Annotated in this window: 31 protein-coding genes and 2 pseudogenes; 26 read left to right on the forward strand and 7 right to left on the reverse strand. The window is 33.2% G+C overall.

Features of this window, described 5'->3' with window-relative positions:
• The first annotated feature begins 19 nt into the window (after window positions 1-19).
• Both N9R04_RS04105 and N9R04_RS04110 read left to right on the forward strand, forming a co-directional pair.
• Window positions 20-343 carry a DUF1433 domain-containing protein gene (locus N9R04_RS04105; RefSeq protein WP_373316341.1) on the forward strand — a complete coding sequence of 108 codons (324 nt, stop codon included), beginning with the start codon at window positions 20-22 and terminating at the stop codon, window positions 341-343.
• Between the two features lie 382 nt (window positions 344-725).
• Window positions 726-1103 carry a DUF1433 domain-containing protein gene (locus N9R04_RS04110; RefSeq protein ID WP_262855332.1) on the forward strand — a complete coding sequence of 126 codons (378 nt, stop codon included), beginning with the start codon at window positions 726-728 and terminating at the stop codon, window positions 1101-1103.
• Window positions 1104-2435: 1332 nt separating this feature from the next.
• On the opposite strand, the gene N9R04_RS04115 is transcribed toward N9R04_RS04110, so the two are convergent.
• The 5 genes from N9R04_RS04115 to N9R04_RS04135 all read right to left on the reverse strand — a co-directional run bounded on the left by N9R04_RS04115 (window position 2436) and on the right by N9R04_RS04135 (window position 5800).
• On the reverse strand, window positions 2436-3473 hold the full coding sequence (locus N9R04_RS04115; RefSeq protein ID WP_262855273.1) for a tyrosine-type recombinase/integrase: 1038 nt from the start codon (window positions 3471-3473) through the stop codon (window positions 2436-2438).
• 54 nt (window positions 3474-3527) lie between these two features.
• Window positions 3528-4319 carry a DUF1828 domain-containing protein gene (locus tag N9R04_RS04120; RefSeq protein WP_262855274.1) on the reverse strand — a complete coding sequence of 264 codons (792 nt, stop codon included), beginning with the start codon at window positions 4317-4319 and terminating at the stop codon, window positions 3528-3530.
• A 4-nt stretch (window positions 4320-4323) separates the two neighbouring features.
• On the reverse strand, window positions 4324-4737 hold the full coding sequence (locus N9R04_RS04125) for a DUF6978 family protein (RefSeq protein WP_262855275.1): 414 nt from the start codon (window positions 4735-4737) through the stop codon (window positions 4324-4326).
• Between the two features lie 260 nt (window positions 4738-4997).
• On the reverse strand, window positions 4998-5456 hold the full coding sequence (locus tag N9R04_RS04130) for an ImmA/IrrE family metallo-endopeptidase (protein ID WP_262855276.1): 459 nt from the start codon (window positions 5454-5456) through the stop codon (window positions 4998-5000).
• A gap of 14 nt (window positions 5457-5470) precedes the next feature.
• Window positions 5471-5800, reverse strand: coding sequence for a helix-turn-helix transcriptional regulator (locus tag N9R04_RS04135; protein WP_050330939.1), 330 nt, complete (start codon window positions 5798-5800; stop codon window positions 5471-5473).
• Between the two features lie 155 nt (window positions 5801-5955).
• On the opposite strand from N9R04_RS04135, the gene N9R04_RS04140 reads away from it, so the two are divergent.
• The 3 genes from N9R04_RS04140 (at window position 5956) to N9R04_RS04150 (ending at window position 6715) form a co-directional block, all read left to right on the forward strand.
• Window positions 5956-6180, forward strand: coding sequence for a helix-turn-helix transcriptional regulator (locus tag N9R04_RS04140; protein ID WP_050330940.1), 225 nt, complete (start codon window positions 5956-5958; stop codon window positions 6178-6180).
• A 12-nt stretch (window positions 6181-6192) separates the two neighbouring features.
• Window positions 6193-6360 (forward strand): hypothetical protein, encoded by a 168-nt coding sequence (locus N9R04_RS04145; RefSeq protein ID WP_262855277.1) that lies wholly within the window; start codon window positions 6193-6195, stop codon window positions 6358-6360.
• 163 nt (window positions 6361-6523) lie between these two features.
• On the forward strand, window positions 6524-6715 hold the full coding sequence (locus N9R04_RS04150; protein WP_262855278.1) for a hypothetical protein: 192 nt from the start codon (window positions 6524-6526) through the stop codon (window positions 6713-6715).
• Here N9R04_RS04150 and N9R04_RS04155 read toward each other — a convergent pair.
• Complete coding sequence (locus N9R04_RS04155) at window positions 6707-7066, reverse strand: DUF2513 domain-containing protein (RefSeq protein ID WP_262855279.1); 360 nt, start codon at window positions 7064-7066, stop codon at window positions 6707-6709. The two genes, N9R04_RS04150 and N9R04_RS04155, sit on opposite strands and share 9 nt — an antisense overlap.
• A 56-nt stretch (window positions 7067-7122) precedes the next feature.
• On the opposite strand from N9R04_RS04155, the gene N9R04_RS04160 reads away from it, so the two are divergent.
• From N9R04_RS04160 to N9R04_RS04200, 9 genes and pseudogenes are all read left to right on the forward strand, one after another.
• Complete coding sequence (locus tag N9R04_RS04160) at window positions 7123-7869, forward strand: phage antirepressor KilAC domain-containing protein (RefSeq protein ID WP_262855280.1); 747 nt, start codon at window positions 7123-7125, stop codon at window positions 7867-7869.
• Between the two features lie 20 nt (window positions 7870-7889).
• Window positions 7890-8207 (forward strand): DUF771 domain-containing protein, encoded by a 318-nt coding sequence (locus N9R04_RS04165; protein WP_262855281.1) that lies wholly within the window; start codon window positions 7890-7892, stop codon window positions 8205-8207.
• A 1-nt stretch (window position 8208) separates the two neighbouring features.
• Window positions 8209-8370 carry a hypothetical protein gene (locus N9R04_RS04170; RefSeq protein ID WP_262855282.1) on the forward strand — a complete coding sequence of 54 codons (162 nt, stop codon included), beginning with the start codon at window positions 8209-8211 and terminating at the stop codon, window positions 8368-8370.
• A 187-nt stretch (window positions 8371-8557) separates the two neighbouring features.
• A complete protein-coding gene (locus N9R04_RS04175; protein ID WP_262855284.1) occupies window positions 8558-10510 on the forward strand; it encodes an AAA family ATPase in 1953 nt (650 codons plus the stop codon).
• Window positions 10511-10571: 61 nt separating this feature from the next.
• Entirely contained in the window at window positions 10572-11498 is a 927-nt protein-coding gene (locus tag N9R04_RS04180; RefSeq protein WP_262855285.1) for a recombinase RecT, read from the forward strand.
• A 68-nt stretch (window positions 11499-11566) separates the two neighbouring features.
• Entirely contained in the window at window positions 11567-12199 is a 633-nt protein-coding gene (locus N9R04_RS04185; RefSeq protein ID WP_262855286.1) for an MBL fold metallo-hydrolase, read from the forward strand.
• On the forward strand, window positions 12200-12685 hold the full coding sequence (gene ssb / locus N9R04_RS04190; RefSeq protein ID WP_262855287.1) for a single-stranded DNA-binding protein: 486 nt from the start codon (window positions 12200-12202) through the stop codon (window positions 12683-12685).
• Window positions 12686-12697: 12 nt separating this feature from the next.
• A pseudogene (locus tag N9R04_RS04195) lies at window positions 12698-12982 on the forward strand (DnaD domain-containing protein); the annotation flags it as partial.
• Window positions 12931-13146, forward strand: a pseudogene (locus tag N9R04_RS04200) (putative HNHc nuclease); the annotation flags it as partial. The pseudogenes N9R04_RS04195 and N9R04_RS04200, both read left to right, overlap by 52 nt.
• Window positions 13147-13255: 109 nt before the next feature.
• On the opposite strand, the gene N9R04_RS04205 reads toward N9R04_RS04200, so the two are convergent.
• Complete coding sequence (locus N9R04_RS04205; RefSeq protein ID WP_306439810.1) at window positions 13256-13897, reverse strand: hypothetical protein; 642 nt, start codon at window positions 13895-13897, stop codon at window positions 13256-13258.
• 55 nt (window positions 13898-13952) lie between these two features.
• Between N9R04_RS04205 and N9R04_RS04210 the strand changes: the two genes are divergently transcribed.
• From N9R04_RS04210 to N9R04_RS04265, 12 genes are all read left to right on the forward strand, one after another.
• Window positions 13953-14720 (forward strand): conserved phage C-terminal domain-containing protein, encoded by a 768-nt coding sequence (locus N9R04_RS04210; RefSeq protein WP_262855289.1) that lies wholly within the window; start codon window positions 13953-13955, stop codon window positions 14718-14720.
• A 2-nt stretch (window positions 14721-14722) separates the two neighbouring features.
• Entirely contained in the window at window positions 14723-15499 is a 777-nt protein-coding gene (locus N9R04_RS04215; protein WP_262855290.1) for an ATP-binding protein, read from the forward strand.
• Window positions 15493-15663, forward strand: coding sequence for a hypothetical protein (locus N9R04_RS04220; protein WP_262855291.1), 171 nt, complete (start codon window positions 15493-15495; stop codon window positions 15661-15663). Before N9R04_RS04215 ends, N9R04_RS04220 begins: the two co-directional genes overlap by 7 nt.
• Window positions 15664-15927 carry a RusA family crossover junction endodeoxyribonuclease gene (locus tag N9R04_RS04225; RefSeq protein WP_262855292.1) on the forward strand — a complete coding sequence of 88 codons (264 nt, stop codon included), beginning with the start codon at window positions 15664-15666 and terminating at the stop codon, window positions 15925-15927. It begins immediately after the preceding gene.
• 22 nt (window positions 15928-15949) lie between these two features.
• Window positions 15950-16126 carry a transcriptional activator RinB gene (rinB, locus tag N9R04_RS04230; protein ID WP_262855293.1) on the forward strand — a complete coding sequence of 59 codons (177 nt, stop codon included), beginning with the start codon at window positions 15950-15952 and terminating at the stop codon, window positions 16124-16126.
• Window positions 16127-16240: 114 nt separating this feature from the next.
• The gene (locus N9R04_RS04235; protein WP_262855294.1) at window positions 16241-16663 is read left to right on the forward strand and encodes a sigma-70 RNA polymerase sigma factor region 4 domain-containing protein; all 423 of its coding nucleotides are present in this window, start codon (window positions 16241-16243) and stop codon (window positions 16661-16663) included.
• Between the two features lie 195 nt (window positions 16664-16858).
• Window positions 16859-17332: a terminase small subunit gene (locus tag N9R04_RS04240; protein WP_262855295.1), complete on the forward strand. Its 474-nt coding sequence runs from the start codon at window positions 16859-16861 to the stop codon at window positions 17330-17332.
• Window positions 17319-18593, forward strand: coding sequence for a PBSX family phage terminase large subunit (locus tag N9R04_RS04245; RefSeq protein ID WP_262855296.1), 1275 nt, complete (start codon window positions 17319-17321; stop codon window positions 18591-18593). Before N9R04_RS04240 ends, N9R04_RS04245 begins: the two co-directional genes overlap by 14 nt.
• A gap of 12 nt (window positions 18594-18605) precedes the next feature.
• The gene (locus N9R04_RS04250) at window positions 18606-20051 is read left to right on the forward strand and encodes a phage portal protein (protein ID WP_262855297.1); all 1446 of its coding nucleotides are present in this window, start codon (window positions 18606-18608) and stop codon (window positions 20049-20051) included.
• Entirely contained in the window at window positions 20044-21393 is a 1350-nt protein-coding gene (locus N9R04_RS04255) for a minor capsid protein (RefSeq protein ID WP_262855298.1), read from the forward strand. Before N9R04_RS04250 ends, N9R04_RS04255 begins: the two co-directional genes overlap by 8 nt.
• The gene (locus N9R04_RS04260) at window positions 21393-21587 is read left to right on the forward strand and encodes an LSM domain protein (RefSeq protein ID WP_262855299.1); all 195 of its coding nucleotides are present in this window, start codon (window positions 21393-21395) and stop codon (window positions 21585-21587) included. The genes N9R04_RS04255 and N9R04_RS04260 overlap by 1 nt, the downstream gene beginning before the upstream one ends.
• Before the next feature lie 153 nt (window positions 21588-21740).
• Complete coding sequence (locus N9R04_RS04265; RefSeq protein WP_262855300.1) at window positions 21741-22349, forward strand: DUF4355 domain-containing protein; 609 nt, start codon at window positions 21741-21743, stop codon at window positions 22347-22349.
• Window positions 22350-22364: the final 15 nt, after the last annotated feature.

A 22364-nucleotide genomic window follows, 5' to 3' on the forward strand; every position in this document is an offset into this window, starting at 1 on the left:
AGGAGGGGTCTTCTTAAAAATGATGTATGATGAGAAAAAATATTATGATGAACAGAAAGACAGAATAATAACTTACATGAAGTACAATGTTAAAGGTTATAAAGAAATAAAATTTGAGGAGCAAAAAAGAAATCCTTTGGATGGGTTTATTATTTCAGGTTATATCAATAATGACAAGACTAATACTTTTTCAGCAATAATGTGGTCTAAAGATGATTATCAATTTGAACATCTCTCAACATATAGTGATAAAATATCTAAAATGATGATAAAAAATTCAAAAACAGTGTCAGAAATAAAAATAGAACAATCTAATACAGAAGATAAAAAGAAAGATGATTAATTAGTGCTATTTTAATGGATCTCCTTGTGAGGAGAATCATTGTGAGTTGCATTGGAATCAAAGTAGTCATACTCAACCGTTAATAAACCGGTGTTGAAAGGTGCTCTGAGGCTAGGTTAAAAGTAATAGAGCATCACATTTTTATCTTCAAATGCGCCTTTTTCCATTGTGTTTTTGGCCTCTTTTTAGCTTTTCTTGCATTACTTATATCAACCATTTCCAGCCATTCATTATTTCCAACTGCACTTAGAATAAGTTTTACTTTTTATCTGGAAAAAATATAAATTATAACCACTAACAGCTAGCTCACGAGATGTGCTATTTTTAGTAAGAAGATTGTCCATTATTACACATCAAAGGATTGGTTACATTGAAAAGAATAATGATTGTTATATTGATTAGTTTAATTTTAATAGCGGCAGGGGTCTTCTTAAAAATGATGTATGATGAAAAGAAATATTATGATGAACAGAAAGAAAGAATAATAACTTACATGAAATACAATGTTAAAGGTTATAAAGAAATAAAATTTGAGGAGCAAAAAAGAAGTCCTTTGGATGGATTTATCATTATAGGCTATATAAATAATGACAAGACTAATACTTTTTCAGCAATAATGTGGTCTGAAGATAATTATCAATTTGAATATCTCTCATCATATAGTGATAAATTAGATAAAATGATGATAAAAAATTCAAAAACAGTATCAGAAATAAAAAAAGAACAATCTAATACTGAAGATAAAATGAAAGATGATTAATTAGTGCTATTTTTAGTGAAACTCCTTGTGTATTGCACATATTCAAACGTTAATAAACCGTTTTTAATGATGGTTTAGGATGTATGTTTAAAATATAACGCCTCTATAGCTCTATTTATTACTGCTTCTTTTACTTCGTCTGATGGGTGCGAGTATACACTTGACAGTAATTTGCGTATTTTTATGACCAAGCCTAAAAAAACGGCTATGTTGGGGTGTCGTACACCGCAAATGGTGTAGGTAATTTGTGAGGTGAATTTAATTATTTATTTAGGGCAGGCACTTGTGTGTTTGTCCCGTTTTTTATCTAAAACGTGGAAAGATACTCGATCACCTAAATTTATGTGTAGTATAAAGGTTGAGATACACCATATCTTGGCAGTAGATGACTGAATTGAAAATGCGCTTGTATCAAGCTTTTTTCAATTCTAGTCATCCTTGCCGGGGCGGGACTACGACATCTTTTTATTCAAATTAGATTTCTGTCCCGCTCCCAAAATTACAGAGTACTAAAACTATAGAAAGCCTACATTTCAAAACGTAAGGGTATACCTTATACCTAAAATTACAGAGTACTAAAACGCCCAAAAGACTTGTTATATTTAACAGCTTGTATACCTTATACCTAAAATTACAGAGTACTAAAACGTTCTAAAATACCATTATAGATAGCGTTAAGTATACCTTATACCTAAAATTACAGAGTACTAAAACCAGGTGATACGGGTACTTCTTTGACATTTAGTATACCTTATACCTAAAATTACAGAGTACTAAAACCATCTAAGTTAGATGAAAAGGGAGGCGGGGCCATAAATCCCAGCTTCTTCAACATCTCGGCAGTAGATGACTGATTTGAAAATGCGCTTGTATCAAACTTTTTTCAATTCTAGTCATCCTTGCCGGGGCGGGACTACGAAATCTTTTTATTCAAATTAGATTTCTGTCCCGCTCCCAAAATTACAGAGTACTAAAACCATATTCCGTTGTTTCCGTAACTGTTTTTTGTATACCTCATACCTAAAATTACAGAGTACTAAAACCTTCCCACTCGCGTTATCCAGTCTATAATAGTATACCTCATACCTAAATTTACATAGTACTAAAACAGGGTTATGTGTCAAATATGTGTCAAGAAAGTATACCTTATACCTAAAATTTAGTTTTATATAGTATGTTATTGATAGTCAAAATACAAAAAACACCGTCGCTACGGGGTTTTTTAATTCCGAAATGTGTTTAAATTACTGATATAAACCCCCTCGAAGGGGATATTCAAACCCTATAAATACGGCTATTATAACGTTTGAAGTCCCTGATGGGTCCCTAAAATTACATCTTTTCTAAAATATTAGTGGCTTTAGTTTCTTCTTCACTATATTTTTCTTCTAATAAATGAGAATAAACAGATGTAGTAATCGCTATATTTTTATGACCTAAACGTTTTGAAATATAGTAAATGGTTACACCTTTTGCTAATAGATATGAGCAATGAGTATGTCTGAGAGCGTGTGATGTGATGATAGGTATCCCATTAACTTCACATGACTTTTTTAATGTTTTATTAATAGCATTTGTTGTAATAATAGTGCCAGTTTCTTTAAAGATATAACCGTCGTAACTTATAATTAAATTGTTTATCATATCAATGATATGTTTCATATCTGATTTAGCTATACTTACATATCTAGGAGACGTATCTGTTTTATGTTCGTTGATGTATATTTGGTTTTTTAATTGGTTTATATACTCTAATTTCATATACCTAACACCACTTATCCTGCAACCAGTACATATCATTATAAATAAAGCTAATGCTGCTCTAGTGTTTTTATTTTTTAAATATGCTTTTAACTTTTCATATTCCTTTAGTGATATATATTTTTCTTTTTCTGGTTTTGTCGGATTTCCCGCTTTATAGTTCACATTATAAGTAGGGTTTTTATTTATCAGTCCGTCATAAAGCGCATCCTCTAATGCTGATCGAATAGAACTGTTTGTTTTTCTGATTGTTTCTTTAGAATGATCTTTAGAAAAGTCATTAATAAACTTTTGATAGACTTGTCTGTTTATTTTTGATAATTCCATATTACCAATTTTATGGCTTTGGATATGTTTCAATGTAAAGCGATAGTGACGATAAGTGTTATCCTTAACAACAGGTTGCTTGTATGTTTTAATCCAATTTTCGAAGTATTCTCTTAAAGTCATGCTATGGTCTATGTTGAAACCATTTCGCAACTCATTCAACTTATCTAGTCCTGAAGAATTTGCCTCACGTTTCGTTCTAAATCCTTTTTTACGATATCGTTTTCCTTCATGTTTAAACTCGTATTGCCACTTTTTTCCATCATAACAACGCGTTTTCATAATATCCCTCCTAAAAAAGGTAAAAAAATAATAAGGGTACGTGGGAGGTACCCTTTATAAATTGCTAAACTTTTTTTCTAATTGCTTCTTATTTTCAAATGAAAATATGTCTACATCATATTTAGATAGCATAGTTAATACAGATTCGCTTGTATCACTACTATTAGTCGTAATTATGTTAAGACGAGCGTTTGAATCATATGTTTTACTTCTATATTCTTCAACATCGTCCCAATCAAAGATTGCATTTTTAGCGTTATTTATATTTAAATCTTTAATAGTTTTTACGTACTCTGTAGTTTTACCGGGAAATACTGCGTCAAAATTATGCGTTAATTTAGATTTGCCTTCAACTTTAAATTCTGGAAACACATTCGGATAAATCTCTCTATTTTCTAAAAAGTATTGTATAACTTCATCTTTGAATAGGGATTTAATATTTTCTTTTTTTAGTATAAATAAATTACTGATATCTGATATAGCTAAAATATAATCATGTATTGCTTGTGGCAATTTTTTTCTGTCAGTGTAGTGCGTTATTGTTTTATTTTCTAATTTTAAGTCGTTATTTTCGATAATATTTTTTAGGAACTGATACTTTTTAAGTTTTTTATGACTAGTTAAATCTAATCCGAATTGTTCGAGGTTCCATAATGTTTCTCCATGATCTGTTAATAAGTATTTTTGCCCATTAAAAGAAATGTTTACAGATATAGAGTCTCCGAAGTAATCTACTACAGGAGAATAAAACTCTACTGACTCATTTTCTAACGGAATAAATTTCGATTCACTCTTTAAGTAATTAAAATATTCCTCGCTCATAGATTTAATGTCATTATCTTTCATAGTATCACCACCCTAATTGAAATTTGGTTTCGATATAAATTTTATCATTATGATTAGTATTAGTATATCGTAAAACGGCGAATAATTGTTTTACGAAATCTGAACTATCTTCAAAAACTTTATAAGGTAATGGATAGGCTACCATATACGTTGATGAGTCATTTTTCTTTTTATACTCTTCTACAGAGAAAATATTGATTCTTAACAAACATGTATTATATTGAGTTTCTCTAAAATTCAAAATAACTTTTCCTGGTTTTATAAAATAATTTAAAATGAATTTTATAGGTACTTTTGGTGAAGTAATATTTATTTCGCCTTCGCAGTTTTCTTCTAATTTTATATTATATTGTTCCAATATTTCTTTGCTTAAAAATATTAAATCATTGGCCTCTTTATCTGTTAACTTTAAATCCATCTCTCAACCTCCAACCTAGAATTACAGAGTACTAAAACCTAAAGTCATACCTTGTTTTTCTCTTGATTGTATACCTCATACCTAAAATTACAGAGTACTAAAACTTACCTCGGACTATTTGGTTGTTTGAATTTGTATACCTTATACCTAGAATTACAGAGTACTAAAATTTGAATTAATTTATATTAAAGTAATGATAATTTGTATATTTAAAACTTAATATAAATAATATTATTTTCCTTCTATTCTGAAAATTTACATTAATTAATATCCTTACATACAATCAAAGGTTCAAACTTTATTAAGCAATCACCACACCTTACAAATAAACCGTATTTTTGTTTATAGTGATTTATAGTGTTTAGTACAAATTCTTGACTAACTTCAAAATATAAAGCTAAGTCATGTATATTTTCAACCCCATAATCAAAGGCATTTATTATACCTTGCAACGTAATTACCGATGCATAAGCAAGTCGTCTAGCTTTTAGTTCGAGTTTTTTATTTAAAACATCTGATTGATCTAAAATATTACCAGCTGTAATTTTATAATGTGCTATTTCTTCTGCTAATGTTTCGTGTTTTTTATATTCTGTCAAACTATCGTCAATCAATATGACTTGGTCAGAATAAAAACCCTTATAACCATATGGAAGTTTAACAGTATCTTTAATTTTAATATGTTGATTCTCTATTAATAGCTGTTCATACTTAGACAAATATATCTCCCCTTTTATTTATCTTCGTTTTTAAATCTTTCGACTAGAGACATGATATAGTCAATATCCTCTTGTTTTAACTCTCCTTCTAAATGAGCTGCTAAAGTTTGAGGTTTTTCATCTACATCATTTTTTGGAAAGAAATCATCAATGCTACATTTCAATATGTGCGATAATTCAAAAAGTGTATCTTGATTAGCTTTTCTTAGACCTTTTTCATACCGACTTACAGCTTGTCGACTAACATTCAATTTATCAGCTAAACCTTGTTGAGTTAAACCACGTTTCTCTCTAAATTTTTTTATCTGATTTCCAATATAAATTGCTAGTTCTTCATGATTCATTTCCGTTTTCCTCCATCGTTTTGTTAAATTAATTGTACATTAAATGTCACCAAAATGGTAGCTTTTTTATCAAAATAACAAAAAAATTTGCAAAAGACTATTTACATGTCACCGATATGGTGCTATAGTTATATTTGCAAGGAGGTGCTAAACAGATGCAGCATAAACTTTACGGATTAAGAAAAGAGAGATATACCCAAGATGAAATGGCTAAAATTTTAAGCATTAGCCGAAACTCATACATCAACAAAGAACGAAGCAAAACAGCTTTCACATCGGATGAAATGTTTATTATTTCAAAGTTATTTGGTAAAACAATGGAAGAAATTTTTTTGCCCAGATGTCACCAAAATGGTAACAAAGAGCACCAAAAAACTTAAGGAGGGACTACTATGGAAGAGAAAAAAATAGATTTGAGGTCGCTAACTAAAGATGAATTTGAAGGTATTCGTATTCCAGTATTATTTTTAAAAATTCAACTTTTTTTCGTTGAAAACGATATAAGCGAAGAGGACTGCAGAGTACTAGCTCGCATGCTCAACGCTTATTACGAAGATTAAATTCTTAAATCATTTCTGATTTTAAGACCGTTAGATTTTTGTCCAGGTTTTTTCTTCTTTTGTGCATCGACAATAGTTTGATTGTATTCAACTGCTCGCTCAAAAGCTTTTATATACAAATCAAAATAGTGTTCAAAAATAAGGAGTATGGGAGGTGTAGGAAATGAAAAATACAAAAAAGGTCATCTATTACTACTATGACGAAGTAGGTTATAGAAGACTTTGGAGTGTAACCAACTTAAACGAATCTGTTGTAAGTGGATACAAACCTAGAATTGAATTTTTCAAAAAGGAAAACCCTGATTTAGATAATTTGTTTGTTCAAATAGACGGTGTTGAATTTAAATTACTCTAATCCAAGTAATTTTTTGGATATTGATGAAGCTAGCTGTTGCAGAACCGGAATGGAAATAGAACCAAACCTTTTAACGCGATCTTGTGTTTCTTCCCATACCGTATTGTTTCTAATGGTATCCAGTAATGAATGACCTTCAAACGTCATTCCATAAACAATATATCCATCCATAGTGAAATCAGCATTAATGTATTTAGCGTCAGCTAAAAGTCTCAGACAGTATTCAATATCTTCATTAGAAAATTCCGGAATATTATTTTCAAATACAGTATTTTCTAAAATTCCGTGCAAAGTATGTTCTTTTTCTATGACTAAAAGGACTTCACGAACACATTCATGCTTTAATTCCATAATTATCGCCTCCTTAGGTTGATAACAATATATTAACAGAAAGGAGCATTTGAAATATGCAAGATTTACAAACTAAGCCGAAAATATCGGAAATGTTCAATATAAAAGAAAAAGAAAATGGAGAAATCGCAATTAGTGGCCGAGAGCTACATCAAGCGTTAGAAGTTAAGACCGCGTATAAAGATTGGTTTCCAAGAATGCTCAAATATGGATTTGAAGAAAACACAGATTATACAGCTATTGCTCAAAAAAGAGCAACAGCTCAAGGTAATATGACTCACTATATCGACCATGCATTGACATTAGACACAGCAAAAGAAATCGCAATGATTCAGCGAAGCGAGCCTGGAAAACGGGCGAGACAGTATTTTATCCAAGTCGAAAAAGCATGGAATAGTCCAGAAATGATAATGCAACGTGCATTGAAGATAGCAAATAGCACAATCGAGCAATTAGAAACACAAATCGAGAAAGACAAACCAAAAGTAATTTTTGCTGACGCAGTAGCAACTACTAAAACATCAATATTAGTCGGGGAGCTAGCAAAGATTATTAAACAAAACGGTGTAGAAATCGGACAACGTAGGTTATTTGAATGGCTAAGACAAAATGGATTTCTAATCAAACGAAAAGGCGTTGATTATAACATGCCTACTCAATACTCGATGGAGCTAAAATTATTCGAAATTAAAGAAACATCGATTACACATTCAGACGGCCATGTATCTATTAGTAAAACACCTAAAGTGACTGGTAAAGGTCAACAATATTTTATTAATAAATTTTTAGGTAAGCAGGCGTAGCAGATAAAGGAGGAAACAACATGACTCAGACACTTCAAGTTACAGTTCCTATTCCAGATGGCTTAGTACTAATTGAAAGAGAAAAAGTACGAGAACTGGAAGACTTAGCAAATGATCCAGTTTGGGATTTAAAAGATTTGAAAAAGAAATTAAAAATGTCATCTGACGACACTATCAAAAACAAATTTTTATATAATCCGAAATTTGAAAAGCAATTAAAAGAGTTAGGCATAGCACATTATCCTGATGAAAGTTTCAATCGATGGCGGTTTAACGCAAGGAAGATGAGTCGTTTTATCAGTGAAAACTTTGAAGCAATTATCGGAAGGAAGAGATAACATGAAATCATTTTTAATTGCTAACGCCATGTTTGTGGTAACGTCATTGATTTTCGCATTACTTTTAAATGACGCTATAAAAGGTGTAGCTTGCGGGGCACTTTTGGCGATGATGACTTACTTATTTTTCAGCGACCATTTTTTTCAAATAAAAAAAGACTAATTGCTAGCAGCAACTAGCAATCAGTCTAGGCATGTTATAAGTATACCTCATACCTAAAATTACAGAGTACTAAAGAGGATAGTAATTTACCAAATAAACTATCCTCAATATACAACGAAATAGGAGAATAAGCAAATGTATTTCAAAAAAGATAAGAAGATTTCAAATTTTGCGGGGGTAGTTAATCATGAAATTAAAGCTAAATAAATTAAAAATCAAAGACTTTGCAGGGATCACAGAAAAAACATTTAATTTTAATGGCCATGATTCCAAAATATATGGTGCTAATGGTACAGGTAAGACAACCACAGCAACAGCATTACAGTGGTTATTATTTGATAAAGGGTTAGATGGATCTACTAAGTCATTTAATCCAGTTCCGGTTAATTCTGATAACAAGGAACAGTACGAATTAATTCCAACAGTAGAAGCGGAATTTTCTATTGATGATAATACGTTACATTTAAGAAAAGAAAGTCGTCCTAAATACACGACGAACCAAAAGACAAATCGCAAGGAATATAATCGCTCACGCACTAAAAAGCAATTCATCAATGAGGAACCTGTCAAAGTAACAGATTTCAAAAATCGTATTAAAGATTTGATTGATGCGGATGTATTCAAGTTGATTACAAATCCTGCAGCTTTCAATGATTTAGATTGGAGAAAGCGACGAGAATTGCTATTTGACATTGCAGATTCAATTGATGATGAGGACATCATTAAATCAAATGATGAGTTAAGCAGTTTAAAAGACTTATTAAGCGAACATGATATTGAGACAAAAAAGAAAATTATCGGAGATAAAATCAAACAAATTAATAAAGAGATTCAAGATATACCTACAAGAATAAACCAAGAAATAGAGGGCTTAGAAAAAGTTGAGCCAGTTGATCAAAACAAGTTGGATGAGCTTGAAAAAGAAATAGAAACTCTCAAATCCAAAAAAATAGAATTGGAGAACGGCGGTAAAGAGATTGAGCTTAAGAATCAATTAGCCGATAAAAAGGCTGAATTAAAACGTTTAAGAGATAATCACAACGCCGAAACTGACAACAAGATACATTCTCTAACAAATGAGTTTAATGCTGAACAAAGTACAGTGTTAAACTACACATCAAAAATTCGTGGCAAACAGCAAGAAGTTGAACATGAAGAAAAAAGACGTAAAGTTTTGCTAGCTGATTATAAGTCAGTTGATGCTAATTATAAAGAACTGAAAGAAAAACAGTTTGAGTACACACAAAATTATAGGTGTGTATGTTGCGGTCAGAAGTTGCCAGATGACGAAATTGATTCAATGAAGCAACGAGCGCTAGAAAAGTTTAACAAAGATAAATCCGTTGAACTCGAAGCTCTAGCCGAACGTAAAGATTCTATGTTAAAAGATGGCAAAAAAATCAAACCAATCATTGAAGATATAAACGCAGAAATCAGCAAGTATCAAAAACTTGTTGAAGATGCAAACACAAAGTCTGAAAAAATTCAGCGCCAAATTGACGAACTGAAAGCGAATAAGACTGACGTTACAGCGACTGACGAATATAAATTGATTGAATCAGAAATCAGTCAAATTGAACAAGATCGTCAGAACATCATGTTAGCTATTCAAATAGATATAGATATTATTGACAATCAAATTGCAGAATTACAAAAACAAAAGTCTGCGTATGATGAGCAATTGATGTTAATTAAGTCTAACGAGCGAACACACCAACGCATCACCCAACTTCGCTTAAAAGAAGATGCGTTACTCGATGAAAAAGAAAAATTATCTCATCAACTCCATCAATTGAATTTGTTCACTCAACTTAAAATCAAGGCACTTGAAGAAAACATCAACGATAAATTTGAGATGGCTAGCTTTAAATTATTCAATCAGCTAGTAAATGGCGAACACGAAGAAACATGCGTGACTACGTATGACGGTGTTGAATACGGCGCAGGGTTAAATAATGCAGCACGCATTAATGTGGGCTTAGACATCATCAATACACTATCTAAGCACTACAATGTGACAGCGCCAATCTTCATAGACAATGCGGAATCTGTGACGGATATTATTGATACTGATGCGCAACAAATTCAGTTGATCGTATCTGAAAACTACAAGCATTTGACAATGGTCGATGAGTCTTAACGCATTGCGAACAAGTTAGAGATAGAGCCTTACAAATTATTGAAATAATGGAGGAATTAGAATGTCAAACGAATTGTTATTAAAAAATAATAAAATGGGGGATAACGTACTTTCCAGAGTAAAAACTTTAGAGTCTAAAGGAGACCTACGTTTTCCACCAAATTATTCGCCAGAAAATGCAATGAAATCTGCTATGTTGCAGTTGCAAGAGTTGAAAGGTTCAAAAAAAGATGGTTATAAACCAGCTTTATCGTTTGTAACACCCAATAGTGTTGCAAATGCGCTAATGGATATGGTTGTGCAGGGACTCAATCCTGCTAAAAATCAAGGTTACTTTATCGTTTATAAAGACAAAGTACAATTTCAACGTTCGTATATGGGAACTATGGCAGTTACAAAACGTGTGACTGGCGCTAAAGAGATTAATGCAGAAGTTATATTTGAAGGCGACGAAGTCAAGTATAAAACTAGAAACGGCAAAATTGTAGATTTAGAACACACGCAATCATTTGGTAATCGCGACCAAAAACTGATTGGAGCATATGCTACTGTCGTGTTTGATGAAGATAATAAAAACTATACTGAAATCATGACTATCAAAGAAATCGAAGAGGCGTGGAAGCAATCTCAATCAGTATTTGATGGTAAATTTTCAGAAAAAGGGACACACAGACGTTTTCCACAAGAAATGGCTAAAAAGACAGTTATTAATCGTGCATGTAAAAAATTACTAAACAGTTCGGATGATTCAAGTTTACTTGCTACACAGATTAAAGACTCTGAACAACGTCAACGGAAAGAGATATTTGATGCAGAAGTCGAAGAGAATGCTAATCAAGAGCTATTAGACTTCAGCGATACTAATGTAGAAGAAGCTGAATTTGAAGAAGTAGCAGAAGCGAAACCAATCGATCACTTTGTTGAAGTAGAACAGCCTGAAAAACAATCTGCAGCACAAACTATAGAAAGCGAAGAAGAACCATTTTAGCAGTTGATGTTATAGCGACAGGGTCAAGTGGTAATTGCTACCGTTTAAACGACGGTAGCACGTCCCTGTTGATTGAGGCAGGTGTTAATTACCAGAAGGTACAAAAACACTTGAAGTTTAGGACGAGAGACATTGCAGGTTGTCTTATCACACACGAGCATGGCGATCATGCTAAGTATACAAAACAGTTTGTTGAAAACGGAATTGAATGCTATGCAACTTTAGGTACTTTAAATCAATTGGCTATTACTAGCCACAGATTGCACGTAATCAAGGCTAAGAGAGCTTTTAGAGTAGGCACGTGGGAAATACTACCTTTTGATATAGAACACGATGTAGCGGAGCCTGTGGGCTTTCTGATGCAAAGTGATAAAGGCTATAAAGTTTTGTACGTGACGGATACTAAGTACGTTAAGTACAAATTTAAAGGTGTTACACATATGTTGCTTGAAATCAATTATATTTACGAGCAAATGCAACAGAATGTCAAAGACGGTGTGATACATCAAGCTTTGGCAAATAGGATCATGGACTCGCATTTTAGCTTAGAATACGCAATTCAATTTCTGAAAGCAAATGATCTTTCGAAATTGGAAGAAATTCATTTGATTCATCTAAGTAACAACAGTTCAAACGCACAAAAAATCAAAGACGAGGTACAGAAAGTAAGTGGTGTACCTGTCTATATAGGAGGCTTATAAATGTTAAATAGAGTGGTTTTAACTGGACGTTTAACTAAAGACCCAGAAATACGCACGACACAGTCTGGGCTCAGTGTATGTAGCTTTATGTTGGCAGTCAATCGTACGTTTACGAATGCACAAGGAGAACGTCAAGCAGATTTTATTAACTGTATTGCATTCAACAAAACGGCAGAAAACGTCAATAACTATCTGCACAAAGGTAGTCTGACAGGTGTTGACGGTCGCTTACAGTCACGCAGTTACGAAAACAAAGAAGGTCAACGTGTATTTGTAACGGAAGTTGTTTGTGACAACGTTCAATTTTTAGAGTCTAAGAATAGCGAGAGTAATCAAGCAGGCTATTCAAATAATCAACAGAAACAACAATACAGTCAGCCAGCACAAACTAATCAATACCAACAAAAACAGCCACCGGTTGGCGAGAATTCATTCAATAATGCGAATGGTCCGATTGATATTAGTGATGACGACTTACCGTTTTAGGGACGTGATTAAATGACTGGTTGGATTAGTCTTCATAGGTCTATTGAAGATCATTGGCTTTTTAAAGAGAAAAGAAAATTTTCAAGATTTGAAGCATGGATCGATATATTGTTGATGGTTAATCACAAAGACAAAAAAGTGCTACTTGGAAATGAACTTATTTTGGTCAAAAGAGGTCAAAAAATAACAAGCATTAGGAAGTTATGCGAGCGATGGAATTGGTCGAACAACAAAGTAAAAAGCTTTTTGAAAATGTTGGAAGACGACAAAATGATAATCTCAAAAAGCGACGCAAAATAGACCATACGGATAACAAGGTGCTTGCGCTATGCCATAGACATCATACAGAACAGCACAACATAGGGGTTGATAGCTTTAACGACAAATACCATTTGCATGAGAGCTGGGTTAATGTGGACGAGAGGCTCAATAAAATGTTGAAAGGAGTGAAGTTAAAATGAACAAAATATTGATACGTTTCGCTATCAACTATATAAAATATCAACAAAAATTATTAAGAGAAAAAGAAGCCCGCATTAAATATTTAGAAGGCTTCATAAAAGGAAAAGGTTATTGATTAAATTCTTGAGCTATATTCATAACTTTTTGGAATTTATCTGGATCTTCAAACATCATAGCCATAAAAGGAGTTATAGCCTCATTTGGTATATCATTAGACGGACTATTTTTTAATAAGTCTTTCAAGTCAGATATTTCACTTTTAATATCTATCAAATGTCTTAGCAACTCACCATTTGAAGTTTGATTACTATTTGTGGAAATATTTGATTCGTTATAACCGTCATTCTCGTATGTACTAAGCATTTCAGATAAGTGGTTTTTAGCTTTTTCAACATCGTCAATATCTTTTGAATATTTAATTGTACGGTGTTGACTTAAGTCGAAAGGTATTGATTCATCCTTATGAACCATTGTGATACATGTTTTGTTAATAGCGTGGCGATAACCTAATTCATAAAAAACGTTTGGATTATGACTAGACATATCACATATTACTAATTCACTTTCATTTAGATGTTTCAATATGTCGTCTGTAATGATACTTGGCGAGTTAATTTTATCGGCTCTTATTACTTCAAAGTTAAACTCATTTAAAACGGGTTCAAGAATATGTTTCAATAATGAATCTGATTGAGCGCGTTCTTTAGAGTCATCAGCGCCTATAGGACAAACTACAAAACATTTTTTCAAATTATTCACTCCTAGTCATATTTTTATCAATTATACCAGAAAGGAGATAAAAAAGATGGCCACATTTAGAGTTTACAAAGAGTCAGGTAACTTTGTGACAGTACACAAAGATTTTATACATGATTCTAATATAAGTTGGAAAGCTAAAGGCATTTTACTTTATTTGTTAAGCCGACCTGATGACTGGCAAATTTACGAAACAGAACTAGAGCAACATTCAACTGATGGACTTAGCGGTTTAAAGAGTGGAATCAAGCAATTGGAAGAAATTGGATATATACAACGTAATAGAAAACGTGATAAAAGTGGTAGGTTGAATGGCTATGAGTACTTGGTATATGAGCAACCGCACCACATTCGATTTTCCAACGTTGGAAAAACCGTTAACGGTAAAACCAACAATGGAAAAACCGTTAATGGTAAATCGCATACTACTAATAATAATAGAACTAATAATGATTTAACTAATAATAACAGTACTAATAATGACGGTAATACATTGTCGGGCAACCCGACTGTATATCCTTATCGAGATGTTATCGACTATCTTAATAAACAAACAGGTAAGCAATACAAATCAACTACTAAGAAGAATCAAACAGTCATACGAGCTAGAACAGATGAGGGCTTTACACTAGATGATTTTAAAAAAGCAATTGATAACAAAGTATCGGAATGGGAAGGTACAGACATGGAGAAGTATCTGAGACCCGAAACGTTATTTGGCACAAAATTTGAGGGTTACCTTAATCAGACGCCTAAATTAAGTGGTGTGGATCAATTGGAACGTATGAAGTATGACATGAGCTATTGGGAGGAATGAAAATGAATCCTTTTGAAAAAATAGCTGAGAGAATACAATTTAAAAACGAAATCGTAGAGAAGGAAACAGGGTTACATTGTGATAAATGCGGTAGGGATTATGACTGGTATAAATTTGATAATGGTTACGAGTATAAAGATGGTTGTGACTGTAAACTGATAGAAATGGGGAAAGAAGCAACTTTTAAACGTAAGCAACAAAGAATAGACGATATATTTAATCAATCGACTGTTAATCCATCTATTAAAGAAGCAACTGTTAATAATTATGAAGTTAACAACGATTCACAAAAACATGCTAAGCAAACAGCTATTGATTACGTTACTAACTTTTCGAATAAAAAAGGTGAAATGAAATCAATACTTTTTAGAGGTAGTTATGGTACTGGTAAATCGCACTTAGCTTACGCAATAGCTAAAGCGATTAAAAATAAAGGGTATACAGTCGCTTTTATGCAGATACCTGACTTGATGGTTAGAATCAAAGCGACATATAACAAAAAATCATCTGAAACGTTTGAAGATTTAAAGAAGCAGCTCGTTAATTTAGATTTGTTGGTTTTAGATGATATAGGAGTTAGCAATAGCGACCACGATTTATCTATGTTGTATGACATTATCAATAATCGGCAAGATAAAAACAATATCTTTACAACTAACTTTAAAGATTCAGAACTTAATCAAGATATGCATTGGCACAGAATCAATTCCAGAATGAAAAAAGGTAGTCGAAAAGTTAATGTTATCGGCGACGATTATAGGGAGCGTGACGCATGGTAATTACAAAAGAGTTTTTGAAACAAAATCTTGAGTGTTCAGATGTATATGCTCAGAAAATGATTGAGTGGGCGCAGGGCGACAATAAAAAGTTACACGACTTATATATTAAAAAAAGACTTGAACGTGACATACGGCAAGCTTTGACGATTTTAGAGGTTGATTAATTGGCGAAAACAAGAATAGAAATCTTTTACAAGGGTGAAAAACACTTTGATAAACCTATGGGGTCGCCTAGACCCCGTTTCAGAAGAGTAAAACAGTTTGCGCAAACTTATATGCCTAGTCATTACACACAACATAAAAAATTCATTGCAGATCAAATGTTAAACTTGCAGAGCGAAAGAGATATTAAATTGACAGTTGAGTTCTACTTCCCACCTTTAAAAAGTTGGTCAAAGAAAAAGTTAACAGCAATGTTAACACGATGAGGAATTAGAAGGAGAGAATTAAATGATTAAACGTATTATAAATTTACTTATCACATTAGCGCTATATGAGTTAGGCAAATACCTAACGGAACAATTAATCATCATACTAACAGCGAATGACGACGTGGAAGTACCGAATGATTTTTACATTGATGATCATATACATTTAAACAACTTTAAAGCGGAGGTGTCCGAGTAGTGTGGCTAGTTATCATACTAATATTCATATCACTTCTTCTTGTAGGTAGCATGGTTGAAAGTGAAAGAATATGAGGTTGAGATGTTGAGGGAGACTTTGAGAGGGAGTGAATAAATGATTGAACTCATCAACATGTATCGAAAAAACAAATTAGAAATAAAAAGTTTAAAATTGCGAAAAGATATATGCTATGACGAAATCGATAATTGGGGAGCGGTTGATATTAGTGGCGGGCGTATGGGTAAAAAACACGACTTTCTTACACGTATTAAGCAAACAGATAATGTGATTGATGAATTGAATGTAATAAATGACCGACTAGAAACATTACAAAATAGACAAAAAAAAATTATTGAGGTTATAGATAAATTTGAAGGTTTAGAACATAAGATACTTAGATTGAGATTTATCGATGGGTATAAGATAGCAGACATTGCTGAAGAGTTAGGATATTCAGAGCAGTATATACGTAATAAACATTGTGAATTGATGAAAAGAATCGAATTTAAAATGTCACATGAATATAAGGTATATTAAGGTTATGTACGATATTGACTAATTATATTATATTAATAGTGTGCAGCAATGTACGACGATGATTTCTTCCATACGATGCATACGATGCATGGAATCCTCCTTTCGAGATGTGAACGTGAAGGCGCCCGTAGAGGCGTCTTTTTTATGTATAATATAAATTTAGTGCAATTAGCGATGAGAAGGTGATAAATTGATATGAAATTAACACTTAAGCAACAGTTGTTTGCTGATGAATATATTAGAACAGGTAATGCTTATCAGTCGGCAATTAATGCTGGATATAGTCATAACTATGCAAATAAAAATAGTAGTAAATTGTTGGGAAATGTTGGTATAAAATCCTATATTGATGCAAGATTGGAAGAATTAAAGAAAGAAACGATAGCAGAACAGGACGAGATTCTGCAATATTTGACTTCAGTTATGAGAAGAGAGCATAAAGAGCACGTTGTTGTCACTTTGAATAAAGAAGAATCAAAATGGGTTCGTGGTAAAAAACAGACTAAGAAAGAAGATGTTGCAGAAATAGTAGAGATACCTTCAAAGTTATCTGATGCAAATAAAGCAGCTGAACTTTTAGGGAAACGCTATGTAATGTGGACTGATAAACAAGAAATCACTCAACGTAATATTGAAATCGATATTGGTGAGTATGATGACACAGATTAAATTAAATTTTAAACACCCTTCCAAAGTGTTTAATAAGAATATATTTAAAATACTGTTTAATTACGACAACTTTACCGAAGTTCATTATGGTGGTGGTTCAAGTGGAAAATCGCATGGTGTAGTACAAAAAGTTGTATTAAAATCACTTAAGGACTGGAAAACGCCTCGAAAGGTTTTGTGGCTAAGAAAAGTACAAGCCACAATTAAAGATAGTTTATTTGAGGACGTGAAGAGTTGTTTAATAGATTTTGGTATTTGGGACATGTGTGAGTGGAACAAGACAGATAACACTGTAGTTTTACCAAATGGTGCTACTTTTTTATTCAAAGGTTTAGATAATCCCGAAAAAATTAAATCAATCAAAGGATTATCCGACATAGTAATGGAAGAGGCGTCAGAATTTACATTAAATGATTACACGCAATTAACATTACGTTTAAGAGAACGTAAACATAAACACAAACAAATATATTTAATGTTTAACCCGGTTAGCAAGCTTAACTGGGTTTTTAAGTATTTTTTTGAACATGGTCAAAAAATGGAAGACACACTTATACAACAATCTACTTACAAAGACAATAAGTTTTTAGATGAGCCTACTAGACGGAATCTTGAAATATTAGCAGATCGTAACCCTGCATATTACAAAATTTATGCATTAGGTGAATTTGCAACACTTGATAAGTTGGTGTTTCCTAAGTACGAAAAGCGAATAATTAGCGATAAAGAAGTAGGTCATTTACCTTCATATTTTGGTTTAGACTTTGGATATGTCAATGATGCTAGTGCTTTTATTCATGTGAGAATAGATAACGACAACAAAAAGCTTTACGTTATGGCAGAATACGTTAAAAAAGGAATGCTAAACAACGAAATTGCACAAGTCATCAATGACTTAGGTTACTCGAAAGAAAAAATAACGGCTGATTCAGCTGAACAAAAAAGTATTATGGAAATCAAAACAAACGGTATAAATAGAATTGTTCCTGCGATGAAAGGTAAAGACAGCGTCATGGCAGGCATTCAATTTATTAGTCAATTTGACATTATTATTGATGAACGTTGTTATAAAACGATTGAAGAATTTGATAATTATACATGGAAAAAAGACAAAAACACGGATGAATATTACAACGAGCCTGTCGACACTTACAACCACTGTATCGATGCGTTAAGGTACGCAGTAGAATCGTTGACCATACAGAAAAACAATAAGAAAAAAAATAAAAACACATTACGTAAGATTAAAAGTATGTTTTAAGGAGGAAAAACAATGACTGCATATACAATCAATAACATTAATACAAAGTTTTCTCCGCTAGCAAATGATGACTTTGTTGTCAGTGACTTAGCGGAATTATTAAAAGAGGGAAACCTCAGAAACTTTGTCAGTAGACACCAAACTGAACAAGTGCCACGTTTAGAAATGCTAGAAGCTTATTACTTGAATAGGAACACTGATATCTTATGTGGCGAACGTCGATTGCAAAATTACGGTGATAAGGCTGATCATCGTGCAGTACACAATTATGCGAAGTATGTGTCACGCTTTATTGTTGGTTATCTAACGGGTAATCCTATTACGATTACGCATCAAGACAATCAAACAAACGACAAAATCGTTGAGCTGAACGATTTGAATGACGCGGATGAAGTTAACAGTGATTTGGCGTTGAATTTATCTATTTATGGACGGGCTTATGAGATTGTATATCGTGACTTTGAAGATAAAGACACATTTAAAGTGTTAGATCCTAAAAGTACATTTGTTGTATATGACCAAACGCTAGATAAAAAAGTTGTTGCAGGCGTAAGGTACTTTGAAAAGCAAGATAAGGACAAAGTACCGGTTCAACATGTCGAAGTTTATACGACAGATAGGATTTACTACATCGAAATTAAAGGTGGTACATATCACCGCGTGGAAGAAGTAGAGCATTACTACAACGATGTTCCTATCATCGAATACCTCAACGACCAATTCAAACAAGGTGACTTTGAGAATGTTATTACTTTGATTGACTTATACGATAGTGCGCAGTCTGATACAGCTAACTATATGACTGATTTAAACGATGCTATGCTTGCGATTATCGGTAATGTAGATTTAGACGGAGAAGATGCTAAAGTATTTAGAGACGCGAATATGATTCATATCCAGCCAGGTACTAATGCAAACGGCTCGGAAGGTAAGGCAGAAGTTAAATACGTTTATAAACAGTATGATGTTACTGGCGTTGAAGCGTATAAAAAACGATTGCAGAACGATATTCACAAATATACAAACACACCGGATTTAAATGACGAACAGTTTAGTGGTGTACAGTCCGGAGAAGCTATGAAATACAAGCTATTCGGTCTTGAACAAGTCAGAGCGATTAAAGAGCGGTTGTTTAAGAAGGGATTGATGAAGCGTTATAAGTTGATATTGAATAACGTTAATTTAACGGGATTAAAGCAACATAATTACGCAGATCTAACAATTACTTTCACATCTAACCTACCAAAGTCTATGATGGAATCGATTAATGCGTTTAACGCGCTTAACGGTGGCGTATCTGAACGTACTCGTTTGAGCTTGTTAGACTTTATCGATAATCCGAAAGAAGAACTTGAGAAGATGCACGAAGAAGAAGCACAACGAGAGAAGCAAGCAGATAAACGAGGATATGGTAAAGCTTTTGAAAATCATACCGATGTAGATGATTCTAATGGCTGATTCACTCGATTACTGGTTAAAGCGTACGCAAAATACAATCAATAGTGAACTTATAGAAGATGCAAAGGCAGCGGCTGAATTGCAGCGTATAGTAACGTTACTATACGCTGAGATTGCTAAAGAGTTACTTGCATTTTACGCTAAATACGCGACCGCTGAAGGTCTTACGATTGCCGAAGCAAAAAAGATAGTTGATGAATTTGATGTCGTCGCTTTTCAAAACAAAGCTAAAACGTTAGTTAAAAATAAGGACTTTAGCAAAGAAGCAAATAATCAACTTAAAAAGTACAATACTAAGATGTATGTATCACGTGAGAAGTTGTTAAAGCAGAATCTTGATTTGTTAGTGACTGAAGCAAGCATCAAAGTAGAAAACCACATAAAAACGTCGTTAGTTAAAGCTATTGATAGGGAAGTTGAGCGTCAATCAGGCATTTTAGGTACTGACATCAATGTTACTGATAAAAAGATTAAGGCACTTGTTAATAGTAACTTCAAAGGCATAACGTGGTCAGAGCGTTTGTGGGACGATATGGATCTAGTGCGTAAGGAAGTCGAACGAGTTGCAACAAATGTTGTTAACAGGGGACGACACCCGAATGAGTACGTTGCAGAATTCAAAAAGAAAACAGGTGCTACCACACATGACGCTAAACGCTTGCTAGTTACTGAATCGGCACGTGTGCAAACGGAAGCACAAAAATTATCATACCTTGAAACGCTAGGCGAAGATGGCGAATATGAGTTTGTAGCGAAACGTGATGAAAAGACATCGAAAGTGTGTCGTCACCATGATAAAAAAATATACAAAGTTAAGGACATGGTTCCAGGTGTTAACGCTCCTCCTATGCATCCGCATTGTCGAAGCACGACGATACCACGTTTAGGTAACTGGCGTGATGACTTCTTTAAAAAACGTAAAGGTAAGTATAAATTAGACGAAGAGGAAACGAAGCAACTATTTGCTAAAAAAGAAATGACGGATGCCATTGATAGTGGTAAAATAAAAGTTGAATTAAACCCTAATAAACAGAATAGACACCAGTTAGGACATAAATTGTACGAAGATTATAAGGAAAAGAATTTACAAAAAGGTAAGGCAATACCTAGTTACACTATATTAGAAAACGAAAAATTAGATTCGTTGTTATCGCAAAAAATTGGGAATGGTCGTTTATTAACTAAGCGTAACGGGGAATGGAAAAACAAGGAAGTCATTGATTTTGGTGAAATCATCGGAAATGACTATATGGATGGCGAATGGAAAGAAACGAAATTTGGAACTGTACATTATTCAAAAACAGGAACGCACATCATACCAAATGGAAAGGAAGATAAATGATGAAGTTGTGGACTTATGTCGGCAAAAAAGTATCAATAGATTTTATTGACGGTCAGCGATTAACAGGAAAAGTTACGAACTATGATGACGAAATGGATAACGAAAGTGGAGAAGACTCTATCCACTTTGAATATCGCAATTCATTATATGATATCGATGAAAGCGAAATAAAATCAATCGAAGTTTTAGATTAAGCACCTAACCGATAAAAATGGTTGAGGTGCTATTTTTATACGCAATTTTAAGCTACTGTACTGCAGTGGCTTTTTTTATTGCCCAGAACGTGCTTATGGCATTAAAAGGTGCATGGATAGCAGTCGACAGACTAAAAAATGGAGGTATATCTCATGAAAGAAAATAAACTTAAGTTTAATTTACAGTTCTTTTCAAAAGAGCAAACGGACGATGAAGGTACTAAGAAAAACACTGAAAACGAAGAACAAGACAAAAAAGACGAAGTAATTTTCACGCCCGAACAACAAAAGAAAGTCGATGAAATCATTGAACGTCGTGTCGCGCAAGAAAAGAAGAAAGCTGATGAGTATGCGAAAGAAAAAGCGGAAGAAGCTGCTAAGTTAGCTAAAATGAACAAGGATCAAAAGGCAGAATACGAACGCGAAAAGCTAGAATCAGAATTGAAACAATTGCGTGCTGAAAAGGCTATGAACGAGATGCGTTCAGAAGCTCGCGTGATGTTCAAAGACAAAGATATTGACGTAAGTGATGAGTTACTAGACATTGTTGTGTCTAATAGCGCTGAAACGACAAAAAGCAACGTTGACAACCTTACAAAGATTCTTGATGAAATGGTTCAAAAGAAAGTACAAGAAACATTACGACAAAATTCGCCGAAATCTTTCAGTAAGTACGGATTAAGCCGAGATGAAATTCTTGCGATTAAAGACGATAGCGAACGACAAAGTGCTATCGCGCAAAACATGCACTTATTCAACTAAAAAATGGAGGTAAAT

Source organism: Staphylococcus marylandisciuri, from assembly GCF_025519785.1.
Taxonomy (GTDB): Bacteria; Bacillota; Bacilli; order Staphylococcales; family Staphylococcaceae; genus Staphylococcus; species Staphylococcus marylandisciuri.

Bases quoted from the DNA above. Each gene is read 5' to 3' on its own strand.
- N9R04_RS04105 (WP_373316341.1), top strand. From the start codon at position 20: ATGATGTATGATGAGAAAAAATATTATGATGAACAGAAAGACAGAATA.
- N9R04_RS04110 (WP_262855332.1), top strand. From the start codon at position 726: ATGATTGTTATATTGATTAGTTTAATTTTAATAGCGGCAGGGGTCTTC.
- N9R04_RS04115 (WP_262855273.1), bottom strand. From the start codon at position 3,473: ATGAAAACGCGTTGTTATGATGGAAAAAAGTGGCAATACGAGTTTAAA.
- N9R04_RS04120 (WP_262855274.1), bottom strand. From the start codon at position 4,319: ATGAAAGATAATGACATTAAATCTATGAGCGAGGAATATTTTAATTAC.
- N9R04_RS04125 (WP_262855275.1), bottom strand. From the start codon at position 4,737: ATGGATTTAAAGTTAACAGATAAAGAGGCCAATGATTTAATATTTTTA.
- N9R04_RS04135 (WP_050330939.1), bottom strand. From the start codon at position 5,800: ATGAATCATGAAGAACTAGCAATTTATATTGGAAATCAGATAAAAAAA.
- N9R04_RS04140 (WP_050330940.1), top strand. From the start codon at position 5,956: ATGCAGCATAAACTTTACGGATTAAGAAAAGAGAGATATACCCAAGAT.
- N9R04_RS04145 (WP_262855277.1), top strand. From the start codon at position 6,193: ATGGAAGAGAAAAAAATAGATTTGAGGTCGCTAACTAAAGATGAATTT.
- N9R04_RS04150 (WP_262855278.1), top strand. From the start codon at position 6,524: ATGAAAAATACAAAAAAGGTCATCTATTACTACTATGACGAAGTAGGT.
- N9R04_RS04155 (WP_262855279.1), bottom strand. From the start codon at position 7,066: ATGGAATTAAAGCATGAATGTGTTCGTGAAGTCCTTTTAGTCATAGAA.
- N9R04_RS04160 (WP_262855280.1), top strand. From the start codon at position 7,123: ATGCAAGATTTACAAACTAAGCCGAAAATATCGGAAATGTTCAATATA.
- N9R04_RS04165 (WP_262855281.1), top strand. From the start codon at position 7,890: ATGACTCAGACACTTCAAGTTACAGTTCCTATTCCAGATGGCTTAGTA.
- N9R04_RS04170 (WP_262855282.1), top strand. From the start codon at position 8,209: ATGAAATCATTTTTAATTGCTAACGCCATGTTTGTGGTAACGTCATTG.
- N9R04_RS04175 (WP_262855284.1), top strand. From the start codon at position 8,558: ATGAAATTAAAGCTAAATAAATTAAAAATCAAAGACTTTGCAGGGATC.
- N9R04_RS04180 (WP_262855285.1), top strand. From the start codon at position 10,572: ATGTCAAACGAATTGTTATTAAAAAATAATAAAATGGGGGATAACGTA.
- ssb (WP_262855287.1), top strand. From the start codon at position 12,200: ATGTTAAATAGAGTGGTTTTAACTGGACGTTTAACTAAAGACCCAGAA.
- N9R04_RS04210 (WP_262855289.1), top strand. From the start codon at position 13,953: ATGGCCACATTTAGAGTTTACAAAGAGTCAGGTAACTTTGTGACAGTA.
- N9R04_RS04215 (WP_262855290.1), top strand. From the start codon at position 14,723: ATGAATCCTTTTGAAAAAATAGCTGAGAGAATACAATTTAAAAACGAA.
- N9R04_RS04220 (WP_262855291.1), top strand. From the start codon at position 15,493: ATGGTAATTACAAAAGAGTTTTTGAAACAAAATCTTGAGTGTTCAGAT.
- rinB (WP_262855293.1), top strand. From the start codon at position 15,950: ATGATTAAACGTATTATAAATTTACTTATCACATTAGCGCTATATGAG.
- N9R04_RS04235 (WP_262855294.1), top strand. From the start codon at position 16,241: ATGATTGAACTCATCAACATGTATCGAAAAAACAAATTAGAAATAAAA.
- N9R04_RS04240 (WP_262855295.1), top strand. From the start codon at position 16,859: ATGAAATTAACACTTAAGCAACAGTTGTTTGCTGATGAATATATTAGA.
- N9R04_RS04245 (WP_262855296.1), top strand. From the start codon at position 17,319: ATGACACAGATTAAATTAAATTTTAAACACCCTTCCAAAGTGTTTAAT.
- N9R04_RS04250 (WP_262855297.1), top strand. From the start codon at position 18,606: ATGACTGCATATACAATCAATAACATTAATACAAAGTTTTCTCCGCTA.
- N9R04_RS04255 (WP_262855298.1), top strand. From the start codon at position 20,044: ATGGCTGATTCACTCGATTACTGGTTAAAGCGTACGCAAAATACAATC.
- N9R04_RS04260 (WP_262855299.1), top strand. From the start codon at position 21,393: ATGAAGTTGTGGACTTATGTCGGCAAAAAAGTATCAATAGATTTTATT.
- N9R04_RS04265 (WP_262855300.1), top strand. From the start codon at position 21,741: ATGAAAGAAAATAAACTTAAGTTTAATTTACAGTTCTTTTCAAAAGAG.